Annotated in this window: 22 protein-coding genes; 9 read left to right on the top strand and 13 right to left on the bottom strand. The window is 68.1% G+C overall.

Translation table 11 applies throughout. The annotated features are described in order from the left end of the window. Positions 1 to 5: 5 nt before the first annotated feature. From U4Y91_RS13515 to U4Y91_RS13500, 4 genes are all read left to right on the top strand, one after another. The gene (locus U4Y91_RS13515; protein ID WP_006755644.1) at positions 6 to 251 is read left to right on the top strand and encodes a ferredoxin family protein; all 246 of its coding nucleotides are present in this window, start codon (positions 6 to 8) and stop codon (positions 249 to 251) included. Positions 252 to 300: 49 nt separating this feature from the next. After that, entirely contained in the window at positions 301 to 1,263 is a 963-nt protein-coding gene (locus U4Y91_RS13510) for a HEAT repeat domain-containing protein (RefSeq protein ID WP_321805459.1), read from the top strand. Then, positions 1,260 to 1,601 (top strand): gamma-butyrobetaine hydroxylase-like domain-containing protein, encoded by a 342-nt coding sequence (locus U4Y91_RS13505; protein ID WP_321805458.1) that lies wholly within the window; start codon positions 1,260 to 1,262, stop codon positions 1,599 to 1,601. The genes U4Y91_RS13510 and U4Y91_RS13505 overlap by 4 nt, the downstream gene beginning before the upstream one ends. 360 nt (positions 1,602 to 1,961) lie before the next feature. Beyond that, positions 1,962 to 2,411: an acetyltransferase gene (locus tag U4Y91_RS13500; RefSeq protein ID WP_321805457.1), complete on the top strand. Its 450-nt coding sequence runs from the start codon at positions 1,962 to 1,964 to the stop codon at positions 2,409 to 2,411. 255 nt (positions 2,412 to 2,666) lie between these two features. Here the strand turns inward: U4Y91_RS13500 and guaA are convergent, their stop codons facing one another. The 5 genes from guaA to U4Y91_RS13475 all read right to left on the bottom strand — a co-directional run bounded on the left by guaA (position 2,667) and on the right by U4Y91_RS13475 (position 8,371). After that, on the bottom strand, positions 2,667 to 4,286 hold the full coding sequence (guaA, locus tag U4Y91_RS13495; protein WP_321805456.1) for a glutamine-hydrolyzing GMP synthase: 1,620 nt from the start codon (positions 4,284 to 4,286) through the stop codon (positions 2,667 to 2,669). A 107-nt stretch (positions 4,287 to 4,393) separates the two neighbouring features. Beyond that, the gene (locus tag U4Y91_RS13490) at positions 4,394 to 4,993 is read right to left on the bottom strand and encodes a hypothetical protein (protein ID WP_321805455.1); all 600 of its coding nucleotides are present in this window, start codon (positions 4,991 to 4,993) and stop codon (positions 4,394 to 4,396) included. A 6-nt stretch (positions 4,994 to 4,999) separates the two neighbouring features. Beyond that, positions 5,000 to 6,460, bottom strand: a complete 1,461-nt coding sequence (gene guaB / locus U4Y91_RS13485) for an IMP dehydrogenase (protein ID WP_321805454.1) — start codon at positions 6,458 to 6,460, stop codon at positions 5,000 to 5,002. Between the two features lie 288 nt (positions 6,461 to 6,748). Then, entirely contained in the window at positions 6,749 to 7,576 is an 828-nt protein-coding gene (locus U4Y91_RS13480; RefSeq protein ID WP_321805453.1) for a DUF2182 domain-containing protein, read from the bottom strand. 30 nt (positions 7,577 to 7,606) lie between these two features. Then, positions 7,607 to 8,371 carry a DUF899 domain-containing protein gene (locus U4Y91_RS13475; protein WP_321805452.1) on the bottom strand — a complete coding sequence of 255 codons (765 nt, stop codon included), beginning with the start codon at positions 8,369 to 8,371 and terminating at the stop codon, positions 7,607 to 7,609. 113 nt (positions 8,372 to 8,484) lie between these two features. On the opposite strand from U4Y91_RS13475, the gene U4Y91_RS13470 reads away from it, so the two are divergent. The 3 genes from U4Y91_RS13470 to U4Y91_RS13460 all read left to right on the top strand — a co-directional run bounded on the left by U4Y91_RS13470 (position 8,485) and on the right by U4Y91_RS13460 (position 11,584). Further along, positions 8,485 to 9,705: a helix-turn-helix domain-containing protein gene (locus tag U4Y91_RS13470; protein ID WP_321805451.1), complete on the top strand. Its 1,221-nt coding sequence runs from the start codon at positions 8,485 to 8,487 to the stop codon at positions 9,703 to 9,705. Between the two features lie 30 nt (positions 9,706 to 9,735). Further along, positions 9,736 to 10,419 (top strand): glutamine cyclotransferase, encoded by a 684-nt coding sequence (locus U4Y91_RS13465; protein WP_321805450.1) that lies wholly within the window; start codon positions 9,736 to 9,738, stop codon positions 10,417 to 10,419. A gap of 181 nt (positions 10,420 to 10,600) precedes the next feature. Beyond that, positions 10,601 to 11,584, top strand: a complete 984-nt coding sequence (locus tag U4Y91_RS13460) for a DMT family transporter (RefSeq protein ID WP_321805449.1) — start codon at positions 10,601 to 10,603, stop codon at positions 11,582 to 11,584. Positions 11,585 to 11,647: 63 nt separating this feature from the next. Here the strand turns inward: U4Y91_RS13460 and U4Y91_RS13455 are convergent, their stop codons facing one another. Beyond that, a complete protein-coding gene (locus U4Y91_RS13455; RefSeq protein WP_044843758.1) occupies positions 11,648 to 11,971 on the bottom strand; it encodes an RnfH family protein in 324 nt (107 codons plus the stop codon). Between the two features lie 4 nt (positions 11,972 to 11,975). Further along, positions 11,976 to 12,413 (bottom strand): type II toxin-antitoxin system RatA family toxin, encoded by a 438-nt coding sequence (locus U4Y91_RS13450; protein ID WP_044843759.1) that lies wholly within the window; start codon positions 12,411 to 12,413, stop codon positions 11,976 to 11,978. 98 nt (positions 12,414 to 12,511) lie between these two features. Between U4Y91_RS13450 and smpB the strand changes: the two genes are divergently transcribed. Further along, the gene (gene smpB, locus U4Y91_RS13445; protein WP_050012888.1) at positions 12,512 to 12,958 is read left to right on the top strand and encodes an SsrA-binding protein SmpB; all 447 of its coding nucleotides are present in this window, start codon (positions 12,512 to 12,514) and stop codon (positions 12,956 to 12,958) included. Positions 12,959 to 13,290: 332 nt separating this feature from the next. Here smpB and U4Y91_RS13440 read toward each other — a convergent pair whose 3' ends face one another. The 3 genes from U4Y91_RS13440 to ppsA all read right to left on the bottom strand — a co-directional run bounded on the left by U4Y91_RS13440 (position 13,291) and on the right by ppsA (position 17,302). Further along, positions 13,291 to 14,226: an SPFH domain-containing protein gene (locus U4Y91_RS13440; RefSeq protein WP_321805448.1), complete on the bottom strand. Its 936-nt coding sequence runs from the start codon at positions 14,224 to 14,226 to the stop codon at positions 13,291 to 13,293. A 33-nt stretch (positions 14,227 to 14,259) separates the two neighbouring features. Beyond that, the gene (locus tag U4Y91_RS13435; RefSeq protein WP_044843762.1) at positions 14,260 to 14,694 is read right to left on the bottom strand and encodes an NfeD family protein; all 435 of its coding nucleotides are present in this window, start codon (positions 14,692 to 14,694) and stop codon (positions 14,260 to 14,262) included. A gap of 208 nt (positions 14,695 to 14,902) precedes the next feature. Next, positions 14,903 to 17,302, bottom strand: coding sequence for a phosphoenolpyruvate synthase (gene ppsA, locus U4Y91_RS13430; protein ID WP_321805447.1), 2,400 nt, complete (start codon positions 17,300 to 17,302; stop codon positions 14,903 to 14,905). A 375-nt stretch (positions 17,303 to 17,677) separates the two neighbouring features. On the opposite strand from ppsA, the gene U4Y91_RS13425 reads away from it, so the two are divergent. Further along, a complete protein-coding gene (locus tag U4Y91_RS13425; RefSeq protein WP_044843764.1) occupies positions 17,678 to 18,493 on the top strand; it encodes a pyruvate, water dikinase regulatory protein in 816 nt (271 codons plus the stop codon). A gap of 121 nt (positions 18,494 to 18,614) precedes the next feature. Here the strand turns inward: U4Y91_RS13425 and U4Y91_RS13420 are convergent, their stop codons facing one another. From U4Y91_RS13420 to lpxB, 3 genes are read right to left on the bottom strand one after another with little or no spacing between them, the layout of a single operon-like run. After that, complete coding sequence (locus tag U4Y91_RS13420) at positions 18,615 to 19,397, bottom strand: RNA methyltransferase (protein WP_321805446.1); 783 nt, start codon at positions 19,395 to 19,397, stop codon at positions 18,615 to 18,617. Then, the gene (rnhB, locus tag U4Y91_RS13415) at positions 19,394 to 20,038 is read right to left on the bottom strand and encodes a ribonuclease HII (protein ID WP_321805445.1); all 645 of its coding nucleotides are present in this window, start codon (positions 20,036 to 20,038) and stop codon (positions 19,394 to 19,396) included. The genes U4Y91_RS13420 and rnhB overlap by 4 nt, the downstream gene beginning before the upstream one ends. Continuing rightward, positions 20,035 to 21,204, bottom strand: a complete 1,170-nt coding sequence (lpxB, locus tag U4Y91_RS13410) for a lipid-A-disaccharide synthase (protein WP_321805444.1) — start codon at positions 21,202 to 21,204, stop codon at positions 20,035 to 20,037. Before lpxB ends, rnhB begins: the two co-directional genes overlap by 4 nt. Between the last annotated feature and the right edge of the window lie 3 nt (positions 21,205 to 21,207).

Below are 21,207 nucleotides of genomic sequence, written 5' to 3'. Positions count from 1 at the left end.
TTACCGTGCCCCATACCCCGCACGACATCTTCCTGCGCAGCAGCGCGCCCGTGACGATCGACGAGGACCGCTGCATCGCCGACAAGGGCTGCACCGTCTGCGTCGACGTGTGCCCGCTCGACCTGCTCGCGATCGACGTGACCAAGGGCAAGGCATACATGCAGTTCGACGAATGCTGGTACTGCATGCCGTGCGAACGCGACTGCCCGACCGGTGCGGTCAAGGTCGACATCCCGTATCTGCTGCGCTGACCCGGCGCGCCGCCGGCGCGTCGCTTCCCCACTACCGGACTCACGACACATGAAACCTGCTTCCGACCATGCCGCGCTCGTCGCGCGCGTTGCCGCACCCGATGCATCGGTGCGCCGGATCGCGCTGCTCGAGCTCGCCGATCTCGAGGATCCCGATCTCGTGCCGATCTTCGTTGCGGCGCTGCGCGACGATCCGTCCGCCGACGTGCGTGGCGAAGCTGCGCGTGTGCTCGCCGCCTGGGAGCAGCCCGACGTCGTCGACGCGCTGTGCCACGCGCTGCTCGATCCGGACGACGACGTGCGCGCGACCGCCGCACACAGCCTGTCCGAACTGAAGGACGTCGCATCCGGCGCCGCGCTGTGCCGCTGGGTCGAGCACGCCGAACCGTTCGTGCGCAGCGCCGTGCTGCGCGCGCTGCGTGAACTGCGCGCCCCCGACGCGTTCGCGCCGGCGCTGCGCGCGCTCGACGCGCCGGCGTCGGCCGTGCGCGCCGAGGCCGTCGCCGTGCTCGGCTGGCTCAAGGACGCCCGCGCGCTGGCGCCGCTCGCACGCGTCGCCACGACCGACACGCATGCGGACGTACGGCGTATCGCGGTCGGCGCGGTCGGATTCGCGGCGTCCGCCGACACGGCCGTCGTCACTGCCTTGCTGGCGGCGCTGCGCGACGCCGAATGGCAGGTACGCGAGGAAGCAGCCGCGACGCTCGGCAAGCTGCGTGTCGCGGCCGCACGTGCGCCGCTCGTCGCCGCGCTCGACGACGATTACTGGCAGGTCCGCTTGCGTGCGGTGCGCGCACTCGGGCAATTGCGCGACGCCGCCGCGGCGCAGGCCGTCGTCGCGCTGCTGCCGCACGCGATCAGCAACCTGCGCAAGGAGGCCGCGCTCGCACTCGGCGAACTGCGCGATCCTGCGACGCTGCCCGCGCTGCACGACGCGCTCGACGATCGCGATCCCGAAGTACGCAAGGCCGTACGGATCGCGATCGCGCAGATCGGAGAAGATGTTCGATGACACCGCCGACCGAGATCCTGCTCGATCATGCGGCCCGCGCATTGACGCTGTGCTGGCCGGACAGCGATACGCAGCGCATCGGTTATGCGCGCTTGCGCAGCGCTTGCCCGTGCGCCGCATGCCGGAAGATCCGACTCGATGGCGGGCAGGTCGACGCGCCACCCGACCTGACACTGGACGGCGTGGAAGCGGCCGGTTACGGTATCCGCGTGCGGTTCGGCGACGGTCACGCGCGTGGCATCTATCCGTGGCCGTTTCTGGCGGAACTCGGCGCAGACGAGACGGATGCGGGCGTCGCAGCGCCCGGCGTGCCCGCATCCGGCCATCCCGCGAACTGACCGTCGGCGAATCGACTCGCATCGGGTCGCCCGTTTCAGCCTCGTACACGGGCCGCGACTTGCCTGGTCCGCGAGCGCACCTCCCGAACGCTCCCGCCGCCACGCCGCCATCTGTTCGAGAACGCTGCGATACTGACGCCTGCGCGCTGCACGCGCCTCCCCAAGGAGCACGGACATGCGAACGGCGGTCGGATTCATCGGCCTTGGCGTCGTCGGCACGCCACCCGTCGTATGGAGCCGGTCGCACGGCAGCGACGACGCACTGCGCGACGTTGCGCGCCGGGCGATGGAGGGGCCGCCCGATCGGGACCATGACGGTATCGGCTTCCCGCCGAGCCACGCATCACCACACATCCAACCATGATCAGAATTCGCAAATCCAACGAGGCCGACGGCACGCGCGTGCTGGATATCTGGCGCCAGGCAGTCGATGCGACACACCACTTCCTAAGCGACGACGACCGTCGCGCAATCGAAGCTGAAGTCGTCGCGTTTCTGCCCGGCGCACCGCTCGATCTGGCCGTCGACGAGAGCGATCGTCCAGTCGCCTTCATGCTGCTCGACGGCAGTCACATGGAAGCGCTGTTCGTCGATCCCGCGCACCATGGCGCGGGTGTCGGGCGGCGGCTGGTCGAAGCGGCGCTCGGACGCCATCCCGACCTGTCGACCGACGTCAACGAGCAGAACGAAGCTGCGGCGGGATTCTACGAACGGCTCGGATTCGAGCGCTGCGGGCGATCGGCGCTCGATGGACAAGGGCGGCCTTATCCGCTGATTCATCTTCGTTATCGCGGCGGCAAGCCAGACTGAGCATGATCGGGACAGCTCGTAACATCGGCTTGTGCCGCATCGAAAGCCGCGCTTTCCGTCGACGACGCAACGCAGCGCTCGCGCGCGTCACACCGCTACGCGCGGACGTGACGGCAAGGAAAACTCCCGGCTCCAGCATCGATCGAATCACGGCCGCCAACCGCACAAACGACAACGCCCGGCAGGTTCCCCTGCCGGGCGTCCGCATCATCCGATGCCGCTACCGGTCATCGAGGCACGCCTCGACGCCGACGCTCATTCCCACTCGATCGTCGCCGGCGGCTTGCCCGAGATGTCGTACACCACGCGGTTGATCCCGCGCACCTCGTTGATGATCCGGTTCGACGCACGGCCGAGCAGCGCGTACGGCAGGTGCGCCCAGTGCGCGGTCATGAAGTCGGTGGTCTGCACCGCGCGCAGGGACGTCACGTAGTCGTACGTGCGGCCATCGCCCATCACGCCGACCGACTTCACCGGCAGGAACACCGCGAACGCCTGGCTCGTCAGGTCGTACCAACTCTTGCCGACGTCGGCCTCGCCGCACAGGCCCGCTGCCGCATCCTGCGCGGTGGCGGTCGTGCCGCGCAACTCCTCGATGAAGATCGCATCCGCGCGACGCAGCAGGTCCGCGTATTCGCGCTTCACTTCGCCGAGAATCCGCACGCCGAGGCCCGGGCCCGGGAACGGATGGCGGTACACCATCTCCGGCGGCAGGCCGAGCGCGACGCCGAGTTCGCGCACTTCGTCCTTGAACAGGTCGCGCAGCGGCTCGAGCAGCTTCAGGCCGAGCGTTTCCGGCAGGCCGCCGACGTTGTGGTGGCTCTTGATCGTGGTCGCCTTCTTGGTCTTCGTGCCGCCCGACTCGACCACGTCCGGATAGATCGTGCCCTGTGCGAGCCACTTCGCCTTCGACAGCTTCTGCGCTTCGGCCTGGAACACCTCGACGAACTCGCGGCCGATGATCTTGCGCTTCGCTTCCGGATCGGTCACGCCGGCCAGATGGCCGAGGAACTGCTCGGATGCGTCGACGTGCACGACCTTCGCATGCAGGCGGCCCTCGAACATGTCGAGCACCATCTGGCCTTCGTTCAGGCGCAGCAGGCCGTGGTCGACGAACACGCAGGTCAGCTGGTCGCCGATCGCGCGGTGGATCAGCGCGGCCGCGACGCTCGAATCGACGCCGCCCGACAGGCCGAGAATCACTTCCTCGTCACCGACCTGCTCGCGAATCTTCGCGACGGCTTCCTCGATGTGGTTCTTCATGATCCAGTCGGGCTTCGCGCCGGCGATCTGCAGCACGAAGCGTTCGATGATCTGGCGGCCCTTCACCGTGTGCGTGACTTCCGGGTGGAACTGCACCGCGTAGTAGCCGCGCGCCTCGTCGGCCATGCCGGCGATCGGGCAGCTCGGCGTCGACGCCATCAGCGCGAAGCCCGGCGGCAGCTCGGCAACCTTGTCGCCGTGGCTCATCCAGACCTTCAGCATCCCGTGGCCTTCGTCCGTCTTGAAATCCTCGATGCCGTCGAGCAGGCGCGTATGGCCGTGCGCACGCATTTCCGCATAGCCGAATTCGCGATGGTCGCTCCACTCGACCTTGCCGCCGAGCTGCACGGCCATCGTCTGCATGCCGTAGCAGATGCCGAGCACCGGCACGCCGAGATCCCACACGGCCTGCGGCGTGCGCAGTTGGTGGTCTTCGTACGTGCTCGCGTGGCTGCCCGACAGGATCACCGCCTTCGGCGCGAACTCGCGGACGAAGTCGTCGGACACGTCGTTCGGATGGATTTCGCAGTAGACGTGCGCTTCGCGCACGCGGCGCGCGATCAGTTGGGTGACTTGCGAACCGAAGTCGAGAATCAGGATTTTGTCGTGCATGGCTGCGGACGGGATGAAGAGAATAAGAAAAGCAGCGCATCGAGCGCTGCGTCAAAAGCATGGACTACGGCGTCGGGCGGCAGGCGGCTCGCGCGACGCATCGCCGCTCAATCCTGCGACGGCGGGCGCGCGTCGAATGCGACGCTGCCGGACGCGCGCTCGGAGGCGCTCGACGTGGCCGCCGCGACCGGCGCCGACGGCGCGACCGGACGGCTGACGACCGGTTCGACCCGCTGCCGCGGCGCGGCCGCCGGCGCCGGCTCGACCGGACGCTGCGCGCCCTCGCCCTCGAGCGCCTGCGCCTTCTCGCGCCGCCGCACGGCCGATGCGAGCCGTACGCCGCCGAAGCCCAGCAAGATCAGCGCGACACCGGCCATCGCCGACAGCACGCGGCCGGCGGCCGCGAGCGCGGGACCGTTGCCGGTACCGAACGACCACACGACCGCCAGCACGCCGATCAGCCAGTTCACATGGCCGACCGCACGTGCGACGGGCGCCGTGAGATCACCGTTGAGCGCCGCGTGAAACGCGAGCCACGCGAGGCCGAGCAGCGCGATGCCGAACGCCTGGCCGAGCATCGCCGGCTGGATGTTCGCCAGCTGCAGCGCGTTGAACAGCGCCTGCCAGGGCGTCAGCACGAACAGCACGCCGAACGCCAGCAGCAGCACGGCATCGACGATCAGCACGGCTCGCAGCAGCGGTTTCATCGGCGATCAGTCCACGTGGTAGTTCGGTGCTTCCTTCGTGATCTGCACGTCGTGCACGTGCGACTCGCGCATGCCCGCCGCGGTGATCTGGACGAATTCGGCCTTGTCGTGCAGCTCGTCGATCGTCTTGCAGCCGCAGTAGCCCATGCTCGCGCGCACGCCGCCGACCAGCTGGAACAGGATCGCGTTGACCGAACCCTTGTACGCGACGCGGCCCTCGATGCCTTCCGGCACGAGCTTGTCGATGTTCGCCGAGTTGTCCTGGAAGTAGCGGTCCGCCGCACCGTCCTTCATCGCGCCGACCGAACCCATGCCGCGGTACGACTTGTACTGGCGGCCCTGAAACAGGAACACGTCGCCCGGCGCCTCTTCGGTACCCGCGAACATGCTGCCCATCATCACCGCGTTCGCGCCGGCCGCGAGGGCCTTCGACACGTCGCCCGAGAACCGCACGCCGCCGTCGGCGATGCACGGCACGCCGGTGCCCTTCAGCGCTTCCGCGACGTTCGAGATCGCGCTGATCTGCGGCACGCCGACGCCCGCGACGATCCGCGTCGTGCAGATCGAGCCCGGGCCGATACCGACCTTGACCGCATCCGCGCCGTATTCGACGAGCGCCTTCGCGGCGGCTGCCGTCGCGATGTTGCCGCCGATCACCTCGACGTTCGGGAAGTTCTGCTTGACCCAGCGCACGCGCTCGAGCACGCCCTTGCTGTGGCCATGCGCGGTATCGACGACGATCACGTCGACGCCGGCCTGCACCAGCAGCTCGACGCGCTCTTCGTTGTCCGGGCCGACGCCGACCGCCGCGCCTGCGCGCAGCTTGCCGTGTTCGTCCTTGCACGCATCCGGGTGTTCGGTCTGCTTCGTGATGTCCTTGACGGTCATCAGGCCGCGCAGTTCGAACGCGTCGTTGACGACCAGCACGCGCTCGAGGCGGTGGCTGTGCATCAGCGCCTTCGCTTCGGCGAGCGGCGTGCCTTCCTTGACGGTGACGAGACGCTCGCGCGGCGTCATGATCGACTTGACCGGTTCGTCGAGGCGCGATTCGAAACGCAGGTCGCGGTTCGTGACGATGCCGACGAGCTGCGGGCCTTCGACGACCGGGAAGCCCGAGATGCCATGCTGACGCGACAGCGCGATCACGTCGCGCACCTTCATCTGCGGCGGGACCGTGATCGGGTCGCGCACGACGCCCGATTCGAAACGCTTGACCTTCGCGACTTCGCGAGCCTGCTCGGCCGGCGTGAGGTTCTTGTGGACGATCCCCACCCCACCCTGCTGCGCCATCGCGATCGCGAGGCGACCTTCGGTGACCGTGTCCATCGCGGCGGACACGAGCGGCATGTTCAGGGAGATGTTGCGGGTCAGCTTGGTCTTCAGGCTGGTGTCGCGCGGGAGAACGTCGGAAAAGGCGGGAACGAGGAGCACATCATCGAAAGTGAGTGCTTTTTGGATCAGACGCATGGCAAATCCTATGGGCGCAAAAGCGAATTATACGCGAAGCGCTGCGAATTTTCACAACACGAACAACGGGTTAGCCGTTTCCCACCGTTCGGGGGCCGAATCGTTCGGATCGCCGTTCGGATCGCCGTTCGGTTCGTTTTCGATCGCCTTTCGTTTCACCCCCGCATCGGCCCATTCGCGCAGCCGGCCGGAATCGGGCCGATCGCACGCCGTTGCCGTACGACGCCGGACCTGCCGGCGGTGCGTGCGCCGGCCCCGTTCGACGCGCGCCGGCAGCCCCGGGCGCCGCTAGGCCAGCCCGGCCGCGGCGCACGCGATCATCGCCGCGCCGGCGCCGATCGCGACGCCGCCGACGATCCGCGCGACGCGAACGCCAGCCGGCGCCAGCCGCTCGGCGGCGACCGCCACGGTCACGACGGCCATCACGCGCAGGTCCATCATGCCGGCCGCCAGCGCAACGGCCATCAGGTTCCCGCAGCAGGCGCCGCACCGTAGCGCGGCACGCACGCCGTACCACCACGCGACCGCGGCCCGGGCTACCGCCCGCGGCGCGCATGCGTCGTCCGGTGCATGCCGGCAGCAAGCGAGCCGGCGCGCCTTCCAGCCGGAAAACTGCAGCACGCCCGCGCCGAGCACGATCGCGCCAGCCGCGAACGGCACCGAGGCGGCGAGCGCGGGCAGCCGCGCAGCGGCCGCCGCCCATGCAGTGCCGACCGGAAACACCAGCGCGCCGAGCGCCATCCACACGGAGAAATACCCGGCGCCCGCGAGCGCGACGAACCATGCCGCACGCACGTCGCCCACCGCGCCGAGACGCTGCCGATATCGCCAGAGCACCGGCGCCAGCACCGGCAGCATCATCGTCACCGTCATCGCGCCCCACATGCCGGCGAATGCGGCGAACGCGCGCCCTGCCTGCCATCCGCACGGCCTGAGCCACCCGGCCGACAGCGTCCAGCCGCCGGCCATCGGCATGCCGCCCATCGCGTCCATCGATGCGTGCTGCGCGAGCGTCGCCCAGATCGCGGCGGCCGATACCGCGACGAGCGCGGCGCCGAACACCCGCCGGCCGCCGCCCGCGGCACCGGCCGCCGCCCGTTTCGTCGCCGTGCTCATCGCCCGCTCCCGCGGCTCGCCGGCCCGCGCTCAACCGCGTGCGTACTCGTCATGACGGCGCCACCACACGCCCGTTTCGTTGCGCCCGAGCGGCGCGCGATCGAGCCACTGGTACATCCCCCACAGCCCGTCGAGCCCGCGCGCGTACGTCGAATACGTGTGATAGACGATGCCGTCGTCGCGCACGAACGCGCTCATCCCCGGCCGGTCGCGCGCGTACGTCGCGGCGTCGGTGCCGCAGGTCGCCGCGAACTGGGCGACCGCGGCGGGCGGCGGGTCCATGTCCATCGCGTGGCCGGCCCGCGCATAGTTGTATTCCACGTCGCCGGCGCGCTGCTGCGCTTCGGTGAACGACACGTTGAAGTCGAAGTTGAACTCGCCGCCGTCCGACGACGCCCACGGAAAGTGCCAGCCCATCCGCTGCCGGTATGCCAGCAGCTTCGCAAGCGGCGCGCGCGACACCGCCGCGAGCGTCACGTCGTGGTTCGCGAGGTGGACCGCGAAACCGTCGAAGCCGTCGGCGAGCGCCGAGCACGACGGGCAGCCGGCCTTGTAGTCGGGACCGAACATGAAGTGATAGACGAGCAGCTGCGAGCGGCCGTCGAACAGATCGTCGAGCGTCGCCGGGCCGTCTTCGGTGTCGAACCGGTAGGCCTTGTCGACGCGCACCCACGGCAGCGCCTGGCGCCGCCGCGCGAGCTCGTCGCTCTGCCGGGTCAGCGCCTTTTCCGCATCGAGCAGCGCGCGGCGCGCAGCCAGCCATTCGTCGCGCGTTCCGGTGAGATGGTTCGTCATTACGGGTTCCTCCTTTCGATGGATATCCGGGCACGGCGCATCTGCCGTGTGCGTGGTGCTAGATTAGGACCGGGCGTCGGACCGGAGGGAGTGACAACTGTGTCGGGATTCGGATGGATTCGCTGATCACGGCCGCCGCGCGGGCGCTCGCGGCGGGCGACCCGCTCGGCGCGCTGAACCGCGTCGCCTTGCGCGACGACGCGCCGGCGCTCGCGTTGCGCGGGATCGCGATGGCCCAGCTCGGCGATTTCGAGCGCGCACGCGCGCTCGTGCGCAGCGCGGCTCGCGCGTTCGGCGCGAAGGAAGCCGTCGCGCGGGCGCGCTGCGTCATCGCGGAAGCCGAGATCGCGCTGGCGTCGCGCGACCTCGGCTGGCCGTCGCGCGCCCTCGACGCCGCCTGTGCGACGCTCGACGCACACGGCGACCGCACGAACGCCGCGCATGCGCGCTATCTCGGCGTGCGCCGGCTGCTGCTGATCGGGCACGTCGGGGATGCCGAACAGCGGCTCGCGAGCCTCGATCCCGCACCGCTGCCCGCCGCATCGCGCGCGGCTCACGAACTGATCGCGGCCGGCATCGCGATGCGCCGCATCCGCCCGCACGCGGCGCGCCTGGCGCTCGCCCGTGCGCGCGCGGCCGCACAGGACGCCGGCATCGCCGCGCTGACGGCCGAAGTCGAGACGGCTGCCCGCATGCTCGATACGCCGGCCGCGCGACTCATCGCGCGCGGTGCGTCGCGGCTCGTGCTGCTCGACGAGGTCGAGGCGCTGCTGGCATCGAACGCGCTGGTCGTCGATGCATGCCGCCACGCGGTGCGCGACGCGCGCACGACCGTGTCGCTCGCACGCCGCCCGGTGCTGTTCGTGCTCGCCCGCGCACTGGGCGAGGCGTGGCCCGGCGACGTGTCGAGAAACACGCTCGTCGCCGCGGCGTTTCGCGCGAGACACGCGGACGAATCGCATCGCGCCCGCCTGCGCGTCGAGATCGGCCGCTTGCGCGCGGTGCTGCGGCCGCTCGCGAACATCACTGCGACGCCGCGCGGCTTCGCGCTCGAACCGCTCGGCCCGCGCGAGGCCGTCGTGCTCGCGCGTCCGGTCGACGACCGCCACGCGGTCGTGCTCGCGCTGCTCGCGGACGGCGAGGCGTGGTCGAGCTCCGCGCTGGCGCTCGCACTCGGCGTGAACCAGCGCACCGTGCAGCGCGCGCTCGATGCGCTCGCCGAAGCGGACAAGGTGCAGGCGGTCGGCCGCGGTCGCGCGCGCCGCTGGATGACGCCGCCGCTGCCCGGATTCGCGACGACCTTGTTACTCCCCGCGCCGCTGCCGGGCGACTAGGATGGGGATACCAACGACGAGGTGACAAACATGAAACGCTCCACCGCAGACATCCTCCGCGAATACGGCCCGTTCCCGGGCGTCGACGGCGTACACGGCGTCACGTTCGACGGGCGGCACGTGTGGTTCGCGTCCGGCGACAAGCTGAACGCGCTCGACCCGGAACGCGGCACGACCGTGCGCGCACTCGACGTCGCCGCGCACGCAGGCACCGCGTTCGACGGGCGCCACCTGTTCCAGATCGTCGAGGACCGCATCGAGAAGATCGACCCCGACTCCGGCCGCGTGCTCGCGACGATCCCCGCGCCCGGCGGCGGCGCCGATTCGGGGCTGGCCTGGGCGGAAGGCACGCTGTGGGTCGGCCAGTACCGCGAACGCAAGATTCATCAGGTGGATCCGCAATCGGGCGCGGTGCTGCGCACGATCGAATCGAACCGCTTCGTCACCGGCGTGACGTGGGTCGACGGCGAGCTGTGGCACGGCACCTGGGAAGCGGACGAGAGCGCGTTGCGGCGGATCGACCCGCGCACCGGGCAAGTGCTCGAACAGGTCGACATGCCGCCCGGCGTCGGCGTGTCGGGGCTGGAGTCCGACGGCCGCGACCTCTTCTACTGCGGCGGCGGCAACAGCGGCAAGCTGCGCACCGTGCGCCGCCCCGCGCGGGCACGCGCGGCCGGCGACAGTGCGGCGGCGGCCGAGCCGGTCGAGCGGTGATCAGTCGATCGTCGAAGGGCAACCCGACCCGCCGCAGCCCCCGGTAAACAGGACCGGATCGCGGCGGCGCTTACCGCCGATGCCTACCCCCACCCCGCTCCCGAGTGCAGGAATGAACAAGACGCGGTCACGCCGCCGTCGTTAAGATGCGCGCTCATCAGTCTTTCGTTCGGAGCAGTCGATGCAGCGCGGTGTGGTGTATGGCGTCCTCGCGGGCGCGTTGTGGGGAATGGTCTTTCTCGTGCCGCGGCTGATGACCGACTTCTCCCCGCTGCTGCTGAGCGCGGGCCGCTATGCGATGTACGGCCTCGTGTCGCTGGCGGCGGCCCTGCCGGCCGCCCGCTCGCTGCTCGCCCGGCTGACGCGCGAGGATCTCGTCGCGCTCGCGAAGCTCGCGCTGATCGGCAACGTTGCGTACTACATGCTGCTGTCCGGTGCCGTGCACCTGATCGGCATCGCACCCAGCTCGCTGATCGTCGGCGTGCTGCCCGTGACCGTCACGCTCGCGGGCCTCGGCGACCACGGCGCGGTGCCGCTGCGGCGCCTCGCCGCCCCGCTCGCGCTGGTGATCGCCGGCATCGTCTGCATCAACGTCGACCTCTTCACGTCGGAAGCCGCGCAGGCGACGACGCTCGGCCAGAAGCTCGCGGGCATCGCGTGCGCAACCGGCGCGCTCGCGAGCTGGACCTGGTACGCGGTCGCGAACACGCGCTACCTGCAGCGCCACCCTCATTTCGGCGGTAACGAGTGGTCGGTGCTGTGGGGTGTGGTGACGGGCCTGATCGGCGGCCTCTGCTGGCTCGCGATCCTCGCGCTGCCGGCCGGCACGGTGCAGGCCGCCGTCCCGGCATCGCGCTGGCACCTGTTCTGGCTGCTGAACCTCGTGCTTGCGATCGGCGCGTCGTGGCTCGGCAACGGACTGTGGAACGCGGCGTCGAAGCGGCTGCCGCTCACGCTGTCCGGCCAGTTGATCGTGTTCGAAACCGTGTTCGCGATGCTCTATGCGTTCGTCTACGACCAGCGGATGCCGCGCGTACTCGAGATCGTGGCGCTCGCCCTGCTGCTGGCGGGCGTCTACGGGTCGGTGCGCCGGCACAACGACACGCATGCGGGCGGCAATACGCCCGGCAGCGCGGCCGTGAACGCGAACGTCACGGCGCACTGAGCGCAGCCGCGCCTGGTCTGAGGAATCGGAACGGAGAAGATGAAGCGACGCCGACGCGACGCGTCAGCGCGCGTCCTTGTGCATCCACTTGCGGCCCTCGACGGAGCCCTCGCGGCGGGTCTTGTCGACGCGCCGCTGACGCGCGAGCTTCGGATCGACGATCAACGGGCGGTAGATCTCGACGCGGTCGTGGTCGGCGAGCGGCGCGTCGAGCGGTGCGAGCTTGCCGAATATGCCGGTCTTCGCGTGCGCGAGGTCGATTTCCGGGTGCAGCGCGAGCACGCCGCTCGCGTCGATCGCCGCGCGCACGGTCGCGCCTTCGGGCAGCGACACCGGAATCAGCGTCTGGCGATCCGGCAGCGCGTAGCAGACTTCGATCGACAGCATCGCGTCACCCCTTCCCGTAGCGCTGGTCGGCGCGCTTGACGAACGAATCGACGAACGTGTTCGCGATATGGCTGAACACCGGCCCGATGATCTTCTCGAGCAGGATGCTCGAGAACTCGTAGTGCAGCGCGAATTCGATCTTGCACGCATCGGCGCGCAGCGGGATGAAGCGCCACGAGCCCGTGAACTTCCGGAACGGGCCGTCCGCGAACTCCATGTCGATCCGCGTCGGGCGCTGCTGCGTGTTGCGCGTCGCGAAATGCTGCTTGATGCCCTTGAAGTTGATGTCGATGCGCGCTTCCATCCCGCTGTCGTCCTGACGGCGGATCTCGACGCCGCCGCACCAGGGCAGGAAATTGGGGTAATCGGCCACGTCGGTGACGAGGTCGAACATCTGTTCCGCCGAATGACGGATCAATACGGTTTTCTGGACATCTGCCATAAATCGCGCGGCATCGCTTGAAGTGAGAACGCAAGCCGGGCGATTCCCGCCCTGCTTTGCTAAAATCGTGATTTTAAACGAGTTGGCCCGATCCTTTCATGAGCATCATCGACAACAGGAAAGCGCACTTCGATTATCACATCGAGGAACGCTACGAGGCGGGGCTCGTGCTCGAGGGCTGGGAAGTCAAGGCGCTGCGCGCCGGGCGCGGCCAGATCAAGGAAGGCTACGTCGTGGTGAAGAACGCCGAGATCTTCCTGATCGGCACCCACATCAGCCCGCTGCCCGAAGCCTCGACGCACATCAAGCCCGATCCGGTCCGCACGCGCAAGCTGCTGCTGCACCGTGACGAAATCAAGAAACTGATCGGCAAGGTCGAGCAGCGTGGCTACACGCTCGTGCCGCTGAATTTCCACTACAAGGGCGGTCGCGTGAAATGCGACATCGCGCTCGCGAAGGGCAAGAAGCTGCACGACAAGCGCGAAACCGAGAAGAAGCGCGACTGGGAACGCGAAAAGGCGCGCATCATGCGCGCCGGCACCTGAACGCCGAGGTTCGTCTCACAAACGACACGGCCCGCTCGAAGCGGGCCGTGTTGCTTTGTGTGGTGCGATGCGCATGAGCGCCGGCCGGACCGCCGCTCGCCTTCCGGGACGAACCGCTACGCGGTCTGCACTGCTGACATGCGGGCACGATCGCGGCGAGGTCGCGCGACGATTCGCCGCATGCCGGGCACATAACGGGCACATAACGGGCACATAACGGGCACATAACGGGCACATGGCCGGCACATACCGGGCGCATGCCGGGCGCACGAGCAGCGCACACCCGGCGACGCTCGTGACGACCGCCGGCACGCGTAACCCGCGCTTGCCGCTCAGCCCCGCCCGCTCGCCGCTGGTGCCGCGTTCTTGACGATGGTCAGCGCGGACGCGATCGCGGTGCCGAGATCCGACAGGTTCGCCGGCACGATCAGCGTATTGCCCTGTTTCGCGAGGTTCGAGAACGCGCCGACGTACTGCTCGGCGACCTTCAGGTTCACGGCATCCATCCCGCCCTGCGACTGGATCGCGTTCGCGATCTTCTGGATGGCCTGCGCGTTCGCCTCGGCCACCGCGAGAATCGCGGCCGCCTCGCCCTGCGCCTGGTTGATCGCGGCCTGCCGCTCGCCTTCCGACTTCTGGATCGCCGCTTCGCGCGCGCCCGACGCGAGGTTGATCTGCTCCTGCTTGCGGCCTTCGGAGGCGGCGATCAGCGCGCGCTTTTCCCGCTCGGCGGTGATCTGCGCCTGCATCGCGTGGAGGATCTCCTTTGGCGGCGTCAGGTCCTTGATCTCGTAGCGCAGCACCTTCACCCCCCAGTTCGCAGCAGCCTGGTCGAGCGCCGACACGATGTTGTGGTTGATGAAGTCGCGTTCCTCGAAGGTCTTGTCGAGTTCGAGCTTGCCGACCACCGAGCGCAGCGTCGTCTGCGCGAGCTGCGTGATCGCGAGCACGAAGTTGCTCGACCCGTACGACGCCTTCATCGGATCGGTCACCTGGAAGTACAGCACGCCGTCGACCTGCAGCTGCGTGTTGTCGCGCGTGATGCAGACCTGGCTCGGCACGTCGAGCGGAATTTCCTTCAGCACGTGCCGGTAGGCGATCCGGTCGACGAACGGCAGCACGATATTGAGACCGGGCGACAGCGTCGCGTGATAGCGCCCGAAGCGTTCGAGCACCCACGCATGCTGCTGCGGCACGATCTTCACCGTCTTCGACACGAGCACGATGGCGATGACGAGCAGGACGACCCAGATGATCAGCGAATCCATGAAATATTCCCTCCTTGTTGTATCAGTGGACGATCAGCCCGCGGGCTTCGCGATGACGACGAGACTGTTGCCGCGCACGGCACGCACCTGATACACGCGTGCATCGTCGCGCTCGCCGGCCGCGAGTTCGACGTCCCAGTCGGCGCCGCGATACTGCACGCGCGCGCGGCGGTCGTGCCACGCGTCGACCGTGACGGTCGCGCCGATATCGAGATTGACGTCCGGATTCGTCGACGTGTCGCGCTTCTGCTTGCGCCCGAGCCCCGAGCGGCGCAGCACGATCATCGCGACGATCGCGACCACGGCGGCCGCACCGAACTGCACGTGCGGCGCGAAACCGGCGAGCTGCAGCAGCGCGCCCGCGAGAAAGCCGAGCGCGATCATCAGCAGATAGAACGTGCCGGTCAGCAATTCGGCGACGACCAGCACGCCGACTCCGACCCACCAGAACAGATGCCCCGACATCATTGTGGTCTCCCGAAAAACGTCCCCGCTGCTCACTATATTCGCTGTGCGCGCCCGTGGGTCGCGGTCGACACGCATGACGCAACGCGGCGCGTACCGACGAAAAAAAACACCCCGGTGCTTACCGGGGTGTTTATAGCATGAACCTTGCATTTTGCCTTCAACGAAAGCGCGGTGAACCGCCCTTTCGTCGAAGCTGCGTTACCGACCGTTACTTCCGGTTGGCGAGCGCTTGCCACGTATCGATGATCGTGTCCGGGTTCAGCGAGATCGACACGATGCCTTCGTCGGTCAGCCATTGCGCGAAGTCCGGGTGATCGGACGGCCCCTGGCCGCAGATGCCGACGTACTTGCCCATCTTGCGGCAGGTATCGATCGCACGCTTGAGCAGGAACTTGACGGCCGGGTCGCGTTCGTCGAAGTCGACGGCCAGCAGTTCCATGCCCGAGTCGCGGTCGAGGCCGAGCGTGAGCTGCGTGAGGTCGTTCGAACCGATCGAGAAACCGTCGAAGTGCTCGAGGAACTCTTCGGCGAGGATCGCGTTGGTCGGGACTTCACACATCATCACGAGGCGCAGGCCGTTCTCGCCGCGCTTCAGGCCGAACTTCTCGAGCAGGCCGACGACGCGCTCCGCCTGCTTCACGGTACGCACGAACGGCACCATGATCTCGACGTTGGTCAGGCCCATCTCGTCGCGCACGCGCTTCAGTGCACGGCACTCCATCTCGAACGCCTGCGCGAAGTCTTCAGCGATGTAGCGCGACGCGCCGCGGAAGCCCAGCATCGGGTTTTCCTCGTCCGGCTCGTAGCGCGAACCGCCGATCAGCTTCTTGTACTCGTTCGACTTGAAGTCGGACAGACGCACGATCACGGGCTTCGGATAGAACGCCGCGGCGATCGTCGCGACGCCTTCCGTCAGCTTGTCGACGTAGAACTGGCGCGGCGACGCGTGACCGCGCGCGACGCTCTCGACTGCCTTCTTCAGGTCCTGGTCGATGTTCGGGTACTCGAGGATCGCCTTCGGGTGCACGCCGATGTTGTTGTTGATGATGAACTCGAGACGCGCGAGGCCAACACCACCGTTCGGCAGCTGCGAGAAGTCGAACGCGAGCTGCGGGTTGCCGACGTTCATCATGATCTTGACCGGGATTTCCGGCAGCTCGCCGCGCTGCACTTCCGTGACTTCCGTCTCGAGCAGCCCGTCGTAGATCTTGCCTTCGTCGCCTTCCGCGCACGACACCGTGACGAGCGCGCCGTCCTTCAGGATGTCGGTCGCGTCGCCGCAGCCGACGACTGCCGGCACGCCGAGCTCACGCGCGATGATCGCCGCGTGGCAGGTGCGGCCGCCACGGTTCGTGACGATCGCCGCCGCACGCTTCATCACCGGCTCCCAGTTCGGGTCGGTCATGTCCGCCACCAGCACGTCGCCCGGCTGCACGCGTTCCATTTCCGACGGGTCCTGGATCACGCGCACGGGGCCCGCGCCGATCTTCTGGCCGATCGCGCGGCCCGTTGCCAGCACCTGCGACTGGCCCTTCAGCTTGAAGCGCTGCTCGGCCTTGCCGCTCGCCTGGCTCTTCACCGTTTCCGGACGCGCCTGCAGGATGAAGATCTTGCCGTCGCGGCCGTCCTTGCCCCACTCGATGTCCATCGGACGCTGGTAGTGCTTCTCGATGATGACCGCGTACTTCGCGAGCTCGATCACGTCTTCGTCGGTGATCGAGTAGCGGTTGCGCTGCTCGTGCGGCACGTCGACCGTCTTCACGCGGCCCGGCTCGCCCGGCTGCGTGAATTCCATCTTGATCAGCTTCGAGCCGATCGAGCGGCGGATGATCGGGTACTTGTCCTGTGCGAGCGTCGTCTTGAACACGTAGAACTCGTCCGGGTTCACGGCGCCCTGCACGACGGTTTCGCCCAGGCCGTAGCTCGACGTGATGAACACGGCGTCCTTGAAGCCCGATTCGGTGTCGATCGTGAACATCACGCCGGCCGCGCCGACGTCCGAGCGGACCATGCGCTGCACACCGGCCGACAGCGCGACTTCAGCGTGCGTGAAACCCTTGTGCACGCGGTACGAGATCGCGCGGTCGTTGTACAGCGACGCGAACACGTGCTTCATGCGATCGAGCACGTCGTCGATGCCGACGACGTTCAGATACGACTCCTGCTGACCGGCGAACGAGGCGTCGGGCAGGTCTTCCGCGGTCGCGGACGAACGCACGGCGAACGACAGCTCGCCCGGCGAGCCGTTCTTCAGGATTTCGAACTGTGCGCGGATTTCCTCCTCGAGACGTGCCTGCATCGGCGCGTCGACGATCCACTTGCGGATTTCGGCACCGGCTTCGGCGAGCGCCTTCACGTCGTCGATGTCGAGCGACTCGAGACGCTTGGCGATGCGATCGGTCAGATCGTTGTGCTTGAGGAAATCGCGGAATGCGAGCGCGGTCGTGGCGAAACCGGTGGGTACGCGAACGCCTGCTTCGGAAAGCTGGCTGATCATCTCGCCGAGCGACGCATTCTTGCCGCCCACGATCTCCACATCGGTCATCCGCAACTGCTCGAACGGGATTACATACGCCTGGTCCTTTGCGACGTTTGCTGCGTTAGTCATACAAGCCCCTAAGTGTGAAAAAAATGCTCGATTGCGCAAGTGGGCTCGGACGCGGGCGCTTGCAAAAAGGCGCGGCGCGTCTTGCGCAACCTGTTGGAGAAACAATCGCAGGCGGAAAATCTTCCGACCCGATTTGCAAAAATCCCGGCAGAAAGGCGATATATTCAGACGAATCGCCGAACTTGCCGGGAGTTCTGGAAACGTTCGCGGCAAGCCTGGCGTGCCGTTCGCACCCCGCCCCCGCAATTGCTTATCCAACAGGTTGCCGCTATTCTACCGTGCCGGCTGCCGGATGTGGCGCGACCTTGTCACTATGCCTGGAGGCGGACCTCCAGCCGCCCGCGCAACCGCCCTTCACGCTCGACGCCCAGATTCATGCTGCCTACCGTTTTCATCGTCTCCGACGGCACCGGGATCACTGCCGAAACCTTCGCGCACTCGATCCTCTCCCAGTTCGACCAGAAATTCCGCCTCGTGCGCGTGCCGTTCGTCGACTCGCTCGACAAGGCCTTTTCGACCGTCGAGAAGATCAACGAAGCCGCGGTGCACGACGGCCGCCGCGCGATCGTGTTCACGACGCTCGTCGACAGCGAGTCGAACGACATCGTCAAGCGCTCGAACGCGCTCGTGCTGGACATGTTCCAGCGCTTCGTCGAGCCGCTCGAGCAGGAACTGGAGCTGAAGTCGAGCCACGCGATGGGCCGCGGCCACCAGAACGCCGATACCGAGGAATACAAGACGCGGATCGAGGCGATCAACTTCTCGCTCGCGCACGACGACGGCCAGTCGAACCGCAACCTGTCGGAAGCCGATGTGATCCTGGTCGGCGTGTCGCGCAGCGGCAAGACGCCGACGAGCCTGTATCTCGCGATGCAATACGGCGTGAAGGCTGCCAACTATCCGCTGATTCCGGAAGACTTCGAGCGCGGCAAGCTGCCGTCGGCGCTGTCGCCGCATCGCGACAAGCTGTTCGGGCTGTCGATCGATCCGCAGCGCCTGTCGGAGATCCGCAACGAGCGCCGCCCCGGCAGCAAGTACGCGGCGCCCGAGAATTGCCGCTACGAGATCAACGAGGCCGAAGCGATGATGCGCCGCGAAGGGATCAAGTGGCTGTCGTCGACGCACAAGTCGATCGAGGAGATCGCGACGACGATCCTGCAGGAAATCCGTCTCGACCGGCAGTCGTACTGACGACCGGCGCACGGGCGGCCGCCGGGCCGCCGTTGCCAAAAGCAACAAGGCCGCGTCGAACGCGGCCTTGTTTCGTGGTGCGGGATACCGCGCGGGCAACGCCGCGCGTCACGTCATCATGTCATGCGTGCCGCTGCTGCCGCACCTGCTCGAACAGGCACACCGCCGCCGCCGCCGCCACATTCAGCGACTCCATGCCGCCCGGCTGCGGGATCGTCACGCGATGCGTGGCCACGTCGCGCCAGAACGCCGACACGCCGGCGCCCTCGTTGCCGAACACCCATGCGACGGGCCCGGCCAGGTCGCAGTCGTAGATCGCCTGCGCGCCATGCGAATCGGTCAGCGCGACCGGCACGTCGAGGCGTTCGGCGAGCGCACCGGCCTCGACATCCTCGTGGATCGACAGCAGGAAGTGCGCGCCCATTCCCGAGCGCAGCACCTTCGACGACCACGCATAGGCAGTGCCCGGTGCACAGAACACGTGCTGCACACCGGCCGCGGCCGCGCTGCGCAGGATCGAGCCGACGTTGCCGGCGTCCTGCACGCCGTCGAGCACGACCGACGTGTGCGCGACACGCTCCGGCAGCGGCTGCGCGGGACGATCGACGAGCAGCAGGAAACCGACGCCGCTGACCACGTTCGACAGTTGTCCGAACAGCGCATCGGGCAGCGTGACGACCCGCTGCGCGTCGACGCGCGCGATGATCGCCTGCGCTTCGTCGTGCGCGAGCGCGCCTTCGGTGGCGACGCACAGCTCGGGTATCGCGCCCGTATCGAGATACGCGCTGGCGAGGTGAAAACCTTCGAGCAGCGCCTGGCCGCCGCGGCGCTGCTGGGACGTCGAACCCGCAAGCGCCTTCAGGCGCTTGTACAGCGGGTTGTCGCGGGAAGTAATGCTTTTCATCGAATCAGGTCGAGTGCCGCGCGCACGGGTGCGAACGAGCGCCGATGCGCTTCGCACGGGCCGTGCTCGCGCAGCGCGGCAAGATGTTTCTCGGTGCCGTAGCCCGCATGCACGTTGAACCCGTACACCGGGAAGCGTTCGTGCAGCTCGACGAGCATGCGGTCGCGCGTGACCTTCGCGAGAATCGACGCGGCCGAGATGCTCGGCACGAGCGCGTCGCCGCTGACGATCGCCTCGGCGCGCACCATCAGCGTCGGACAGCGGTTGCCGTCGATCTGCGCGAGCGTCGGCAGCACCGACAGGCCTTCGACGGCCCGCTTCATCGCAAGCATCGTCGCGTGCAGGATGTTGAGCGTGTCGATTTCGTCGACGCTCGCCGACGCGACGCAATACGCGCGCGCGCGCGCGACGATCAGGTCGTACAGCGCGTCGCGCTTTTTCGCGGACAGCGCCTTCGAATCGTCGAGCCCGTCGATCGGCTGCGCGGGATCGAGGATCACCGCGGCGGCGACCACCGGCCCCGCGAGCGGGCCGCGGCCCGCTTCGTCGACGCCGCAGACGATCTCGTCGGGCCGGCTGAAGTCGAAACCGCCCTGCACGTCGGTCGACGCGCGGCGGCGTGGTGCACGGGCTGCCGTCATGCGCGCCCCTTGCGTTGCTCGAGTACGCGCACGACCGCTTCGGCCGCCTTCGCGGCCGTGTTCTGCCGCAGCGAGAGATGCATTTCGGTAAACACTTCGGTCAGCGTGCGGCGGTTCGCGTCGTCGCGCAGCTGCGTGAGCGTCGCATCGGCGAGCGCCTCGGGCGTCGCGAAATGCTGCAGCAGCTCGGGCACGACGAAGCGCCCCGCCAGGATGTTCGGCAAGCCGACGTACGGCAGATAGCCCTGCCGGCGCATGATCTGTCCGGTCAGCCAGGGCACCTTGTACGAGATCACCATCGGCTTCTTCAGCAGCGCGGCTTCCAGCGTGACGGTGCCGCTCTTCACGAGGATCGCGTCGGCGGCCGTCATCGCGACCTGCGAGCGGCCGTCGGTGATCGTCAGCGCGAGTTGCGGATGAGCGTCGACGAGCGGCTGCAGCAGTTCGCGCAGCGCGGGCGTCGCCGCCGGCATCACGAACCGCACGCCGGGCTCGCGCTGCTGCATCAGCGCCATCGCGGCGAAGAACGTCGGGCCGATCAGCCCGATCTCCGAGCGCCGGCTGCCCGGCAGCACCGCGATCACGGGGCCCTCGGCCGGCAGGCCGAGCGCGATGCGCGCGCCGTGCGTGTCGGGCTCGAGCGGAATCTCGTCGGCCAGCGGGTGGCCGACATACGTCGACGCGACGCCCGCCTTGTCGAGGATCGCCGGTTCGAACGGGAACAGGCACAGCATGTGGTCGACGGACTTCGCGATCTTCTTGATCCGCCCGCCGCGCCACGCCCAGATCGACGGGCACACGAAGTGGATCGACGGGATGCCCGCGTCGCGCGCGGCCTGCTCCACGTTGAAGTTGAAATCGGGCGCGTCGACGCCGATGAATGCGTCGGGCCGCTCCGCGAGCAGCTGGCGCTTCAGCTCGCCGCGTATCCGCAGGATCTCGGGAATCTGGCCGAGCGCCTCGACGTAGCCGCGCACCGTCAGCTTGTCCATCTGCCAGTGCGAGTCGAAGCCGTGTGCAAGCATCCGCTGCCCGCCGATCCCGTAGTAGCGGGTCGATTCGGGCAGCCGCGCTTGAAGCCCGCCGAGCAGCGATGCCGCGAGCAGGTCGCCCGACGGCTCGCCGGCCACCATCGCGAGCCGGAGCTGATTGGTCGGGAGCGACATCGC

This window comes from Burkholderia sp. BCC1993 (assembly GCF_905339865.1).
Lineage (GTDB): Bacteria > Pseudomonadota > Gammaproteobacteria > Burkholderiales > Burkholderiaceae > Burkholderia.
The sequence above is the reverse complement of the archived record's forward strand: the minus strand, read 5'-3'. Positions and strand labels throughout refer to the sequence as shown.

Bases quoted from the DNA above. Each gene is read 5' to 3' on its own strand.
- U4Y91_RS13510 (WP_321805459.1), top strand. From the start codon at position 301: ATGAAACCTGCTTCCGACCATGCCGCGCTCGTCGCGCGCGTTGCCGCA.
- U4Y91_RS13505 (WP_321805458.1), top strand. From the start codon at position 1,260: ATGACACCGCCGACCGAGATCCTGCTCGATCATGCGGCCCGCGCATTG.
- U4Y91_RS13500 (WP_321805457.1), top strand. From the start codon at position 1,962: ATGATCAGAATTCGCAAATCCAACGAGGCCGACGGCACGCGCGTGCTG.
- guaA (WP_321805456.1), bottom strand. From the start codon at position 4,286: ATGCACGACAAAATCCTGATTCTCGACTTCGGTTCGCAAGTCACCCAA.
- U4Y91_RS13490 (WP_321805455.1), bottom strand. From the start codon at position 4,993: ATGAAACCGCTGCTGCGAGCCGTGCTGATCGTCGATGCCGTGCTGCTG.
- guaB (WP_321805454.1), bottom strand. From the start codon at position 6,460: ATGCGTCTGATCCAAAAAGCACTCACTTTCGATGATGTGCTCCTCGTT.
- U4Y91_RS13480 (WP_321805453.1), bottom strand. From the start codon at position 7,576: ATGAGCACGGCGACGAAACGGGCGGCGGCCGGTGCCGCGGGCGGCGGC.
- U4Y91_RS13475 (WP_321805452.1), bottom strand. From the start codon at position 8,371: ATGACGAACCATCTCACCGGAACGCGCGACGAATGGCTGGCTGCGCGC.
- U4Y91_RS13470 (WP_321805451.1), top strand. From the start codon at position 8,485: ATGGATTCGCTGATCACGGCCGCCGCGCGGGCGCTCGCGGCGGGCGAC.
- U4Y91_RS13465 (WP_321805450.1), top strand. From the start codon at position 9,736: ATGAAACGCTCCACCGCAGACATCCTCCGCGAATACGGCCCGTTCCCG.
- U4Y91_RS13460 (WP_321805449.1), top strand. From the start codon at position 10,601: ATGCAGCGCGGTGTGGTGTATGGCGTCCTCGCGGGCGCGTTGTGGGGA.
- U4Y91_RS13455 (WP_044843758.1), bottom strand. From the start codon at position 11,971: ATGCTGTCGATCGAAGTCTGCTACGCGCTGCCGGATCGCCAGACGCTG.
- U4Y91_RS13450 (WP_044843759.1), bottom strand. From the start codon at position 12,413: ATGGCAGATGTCCAGAAAACCGTATTGATCCGTCATTCGGCGGAACAG.
- smpB (WP_050012888.1), top strand. From the start codon at position 12,512: ATGAGCATCATCGACAACAGGAAAGCGCACTTCGATTATCACATCGAG.
- U4Y91_RS13440 (WP_321805448.1), bottom strand. From the start codon at position 14,226: ATGGATTCGCTGATCATCTGGGTCGTCCTGCTCGTCATCGCCATCGTG.
- U4Y91_RS13435 (WP_044843762.1), bottom strand. From the start codon at position 14,694: ATGATGTCGGGGCATCTGTTCTGGTGGGTCGGAGTCGGCGTGCTGGTC.
- ppsA (WP_321805447.1), bottom strand. From the start codon at position 17,302: ATGACTAACGCAGCAAACGTCGCAAAGGACCAGGCGTATGTAATCCCG.
- U4Y91_RS13425 (WP_044843764.1), top strand. From the start codon at position 17,678: ATGCTGCCTACCGTTTTCATCGTCTCCGACGGCACCGGGATCACTGCC.
- U4Y91_RS13420 (WP_321805446.1), bottom strand. From the start codon at position 19,397: ATGAAAAGCATTACTTCCCGCGACAACCCGCTGTACAAGCGCCTGAAG.
- rnhB (WP_321805445.1), bottom strand. From the start codon at position 20,038: ATGACGGCAGCCCGTGCACCACGCCGCCGCGCGTCGACCGACGTGCAG.
- lpxB (WP_321805444.1), bottom strand. From the start codon at position 21,204: ATGTCGCTCCCGACCAATCAGCTCCGGCTCGCGATGGTGGCCGGCGAG.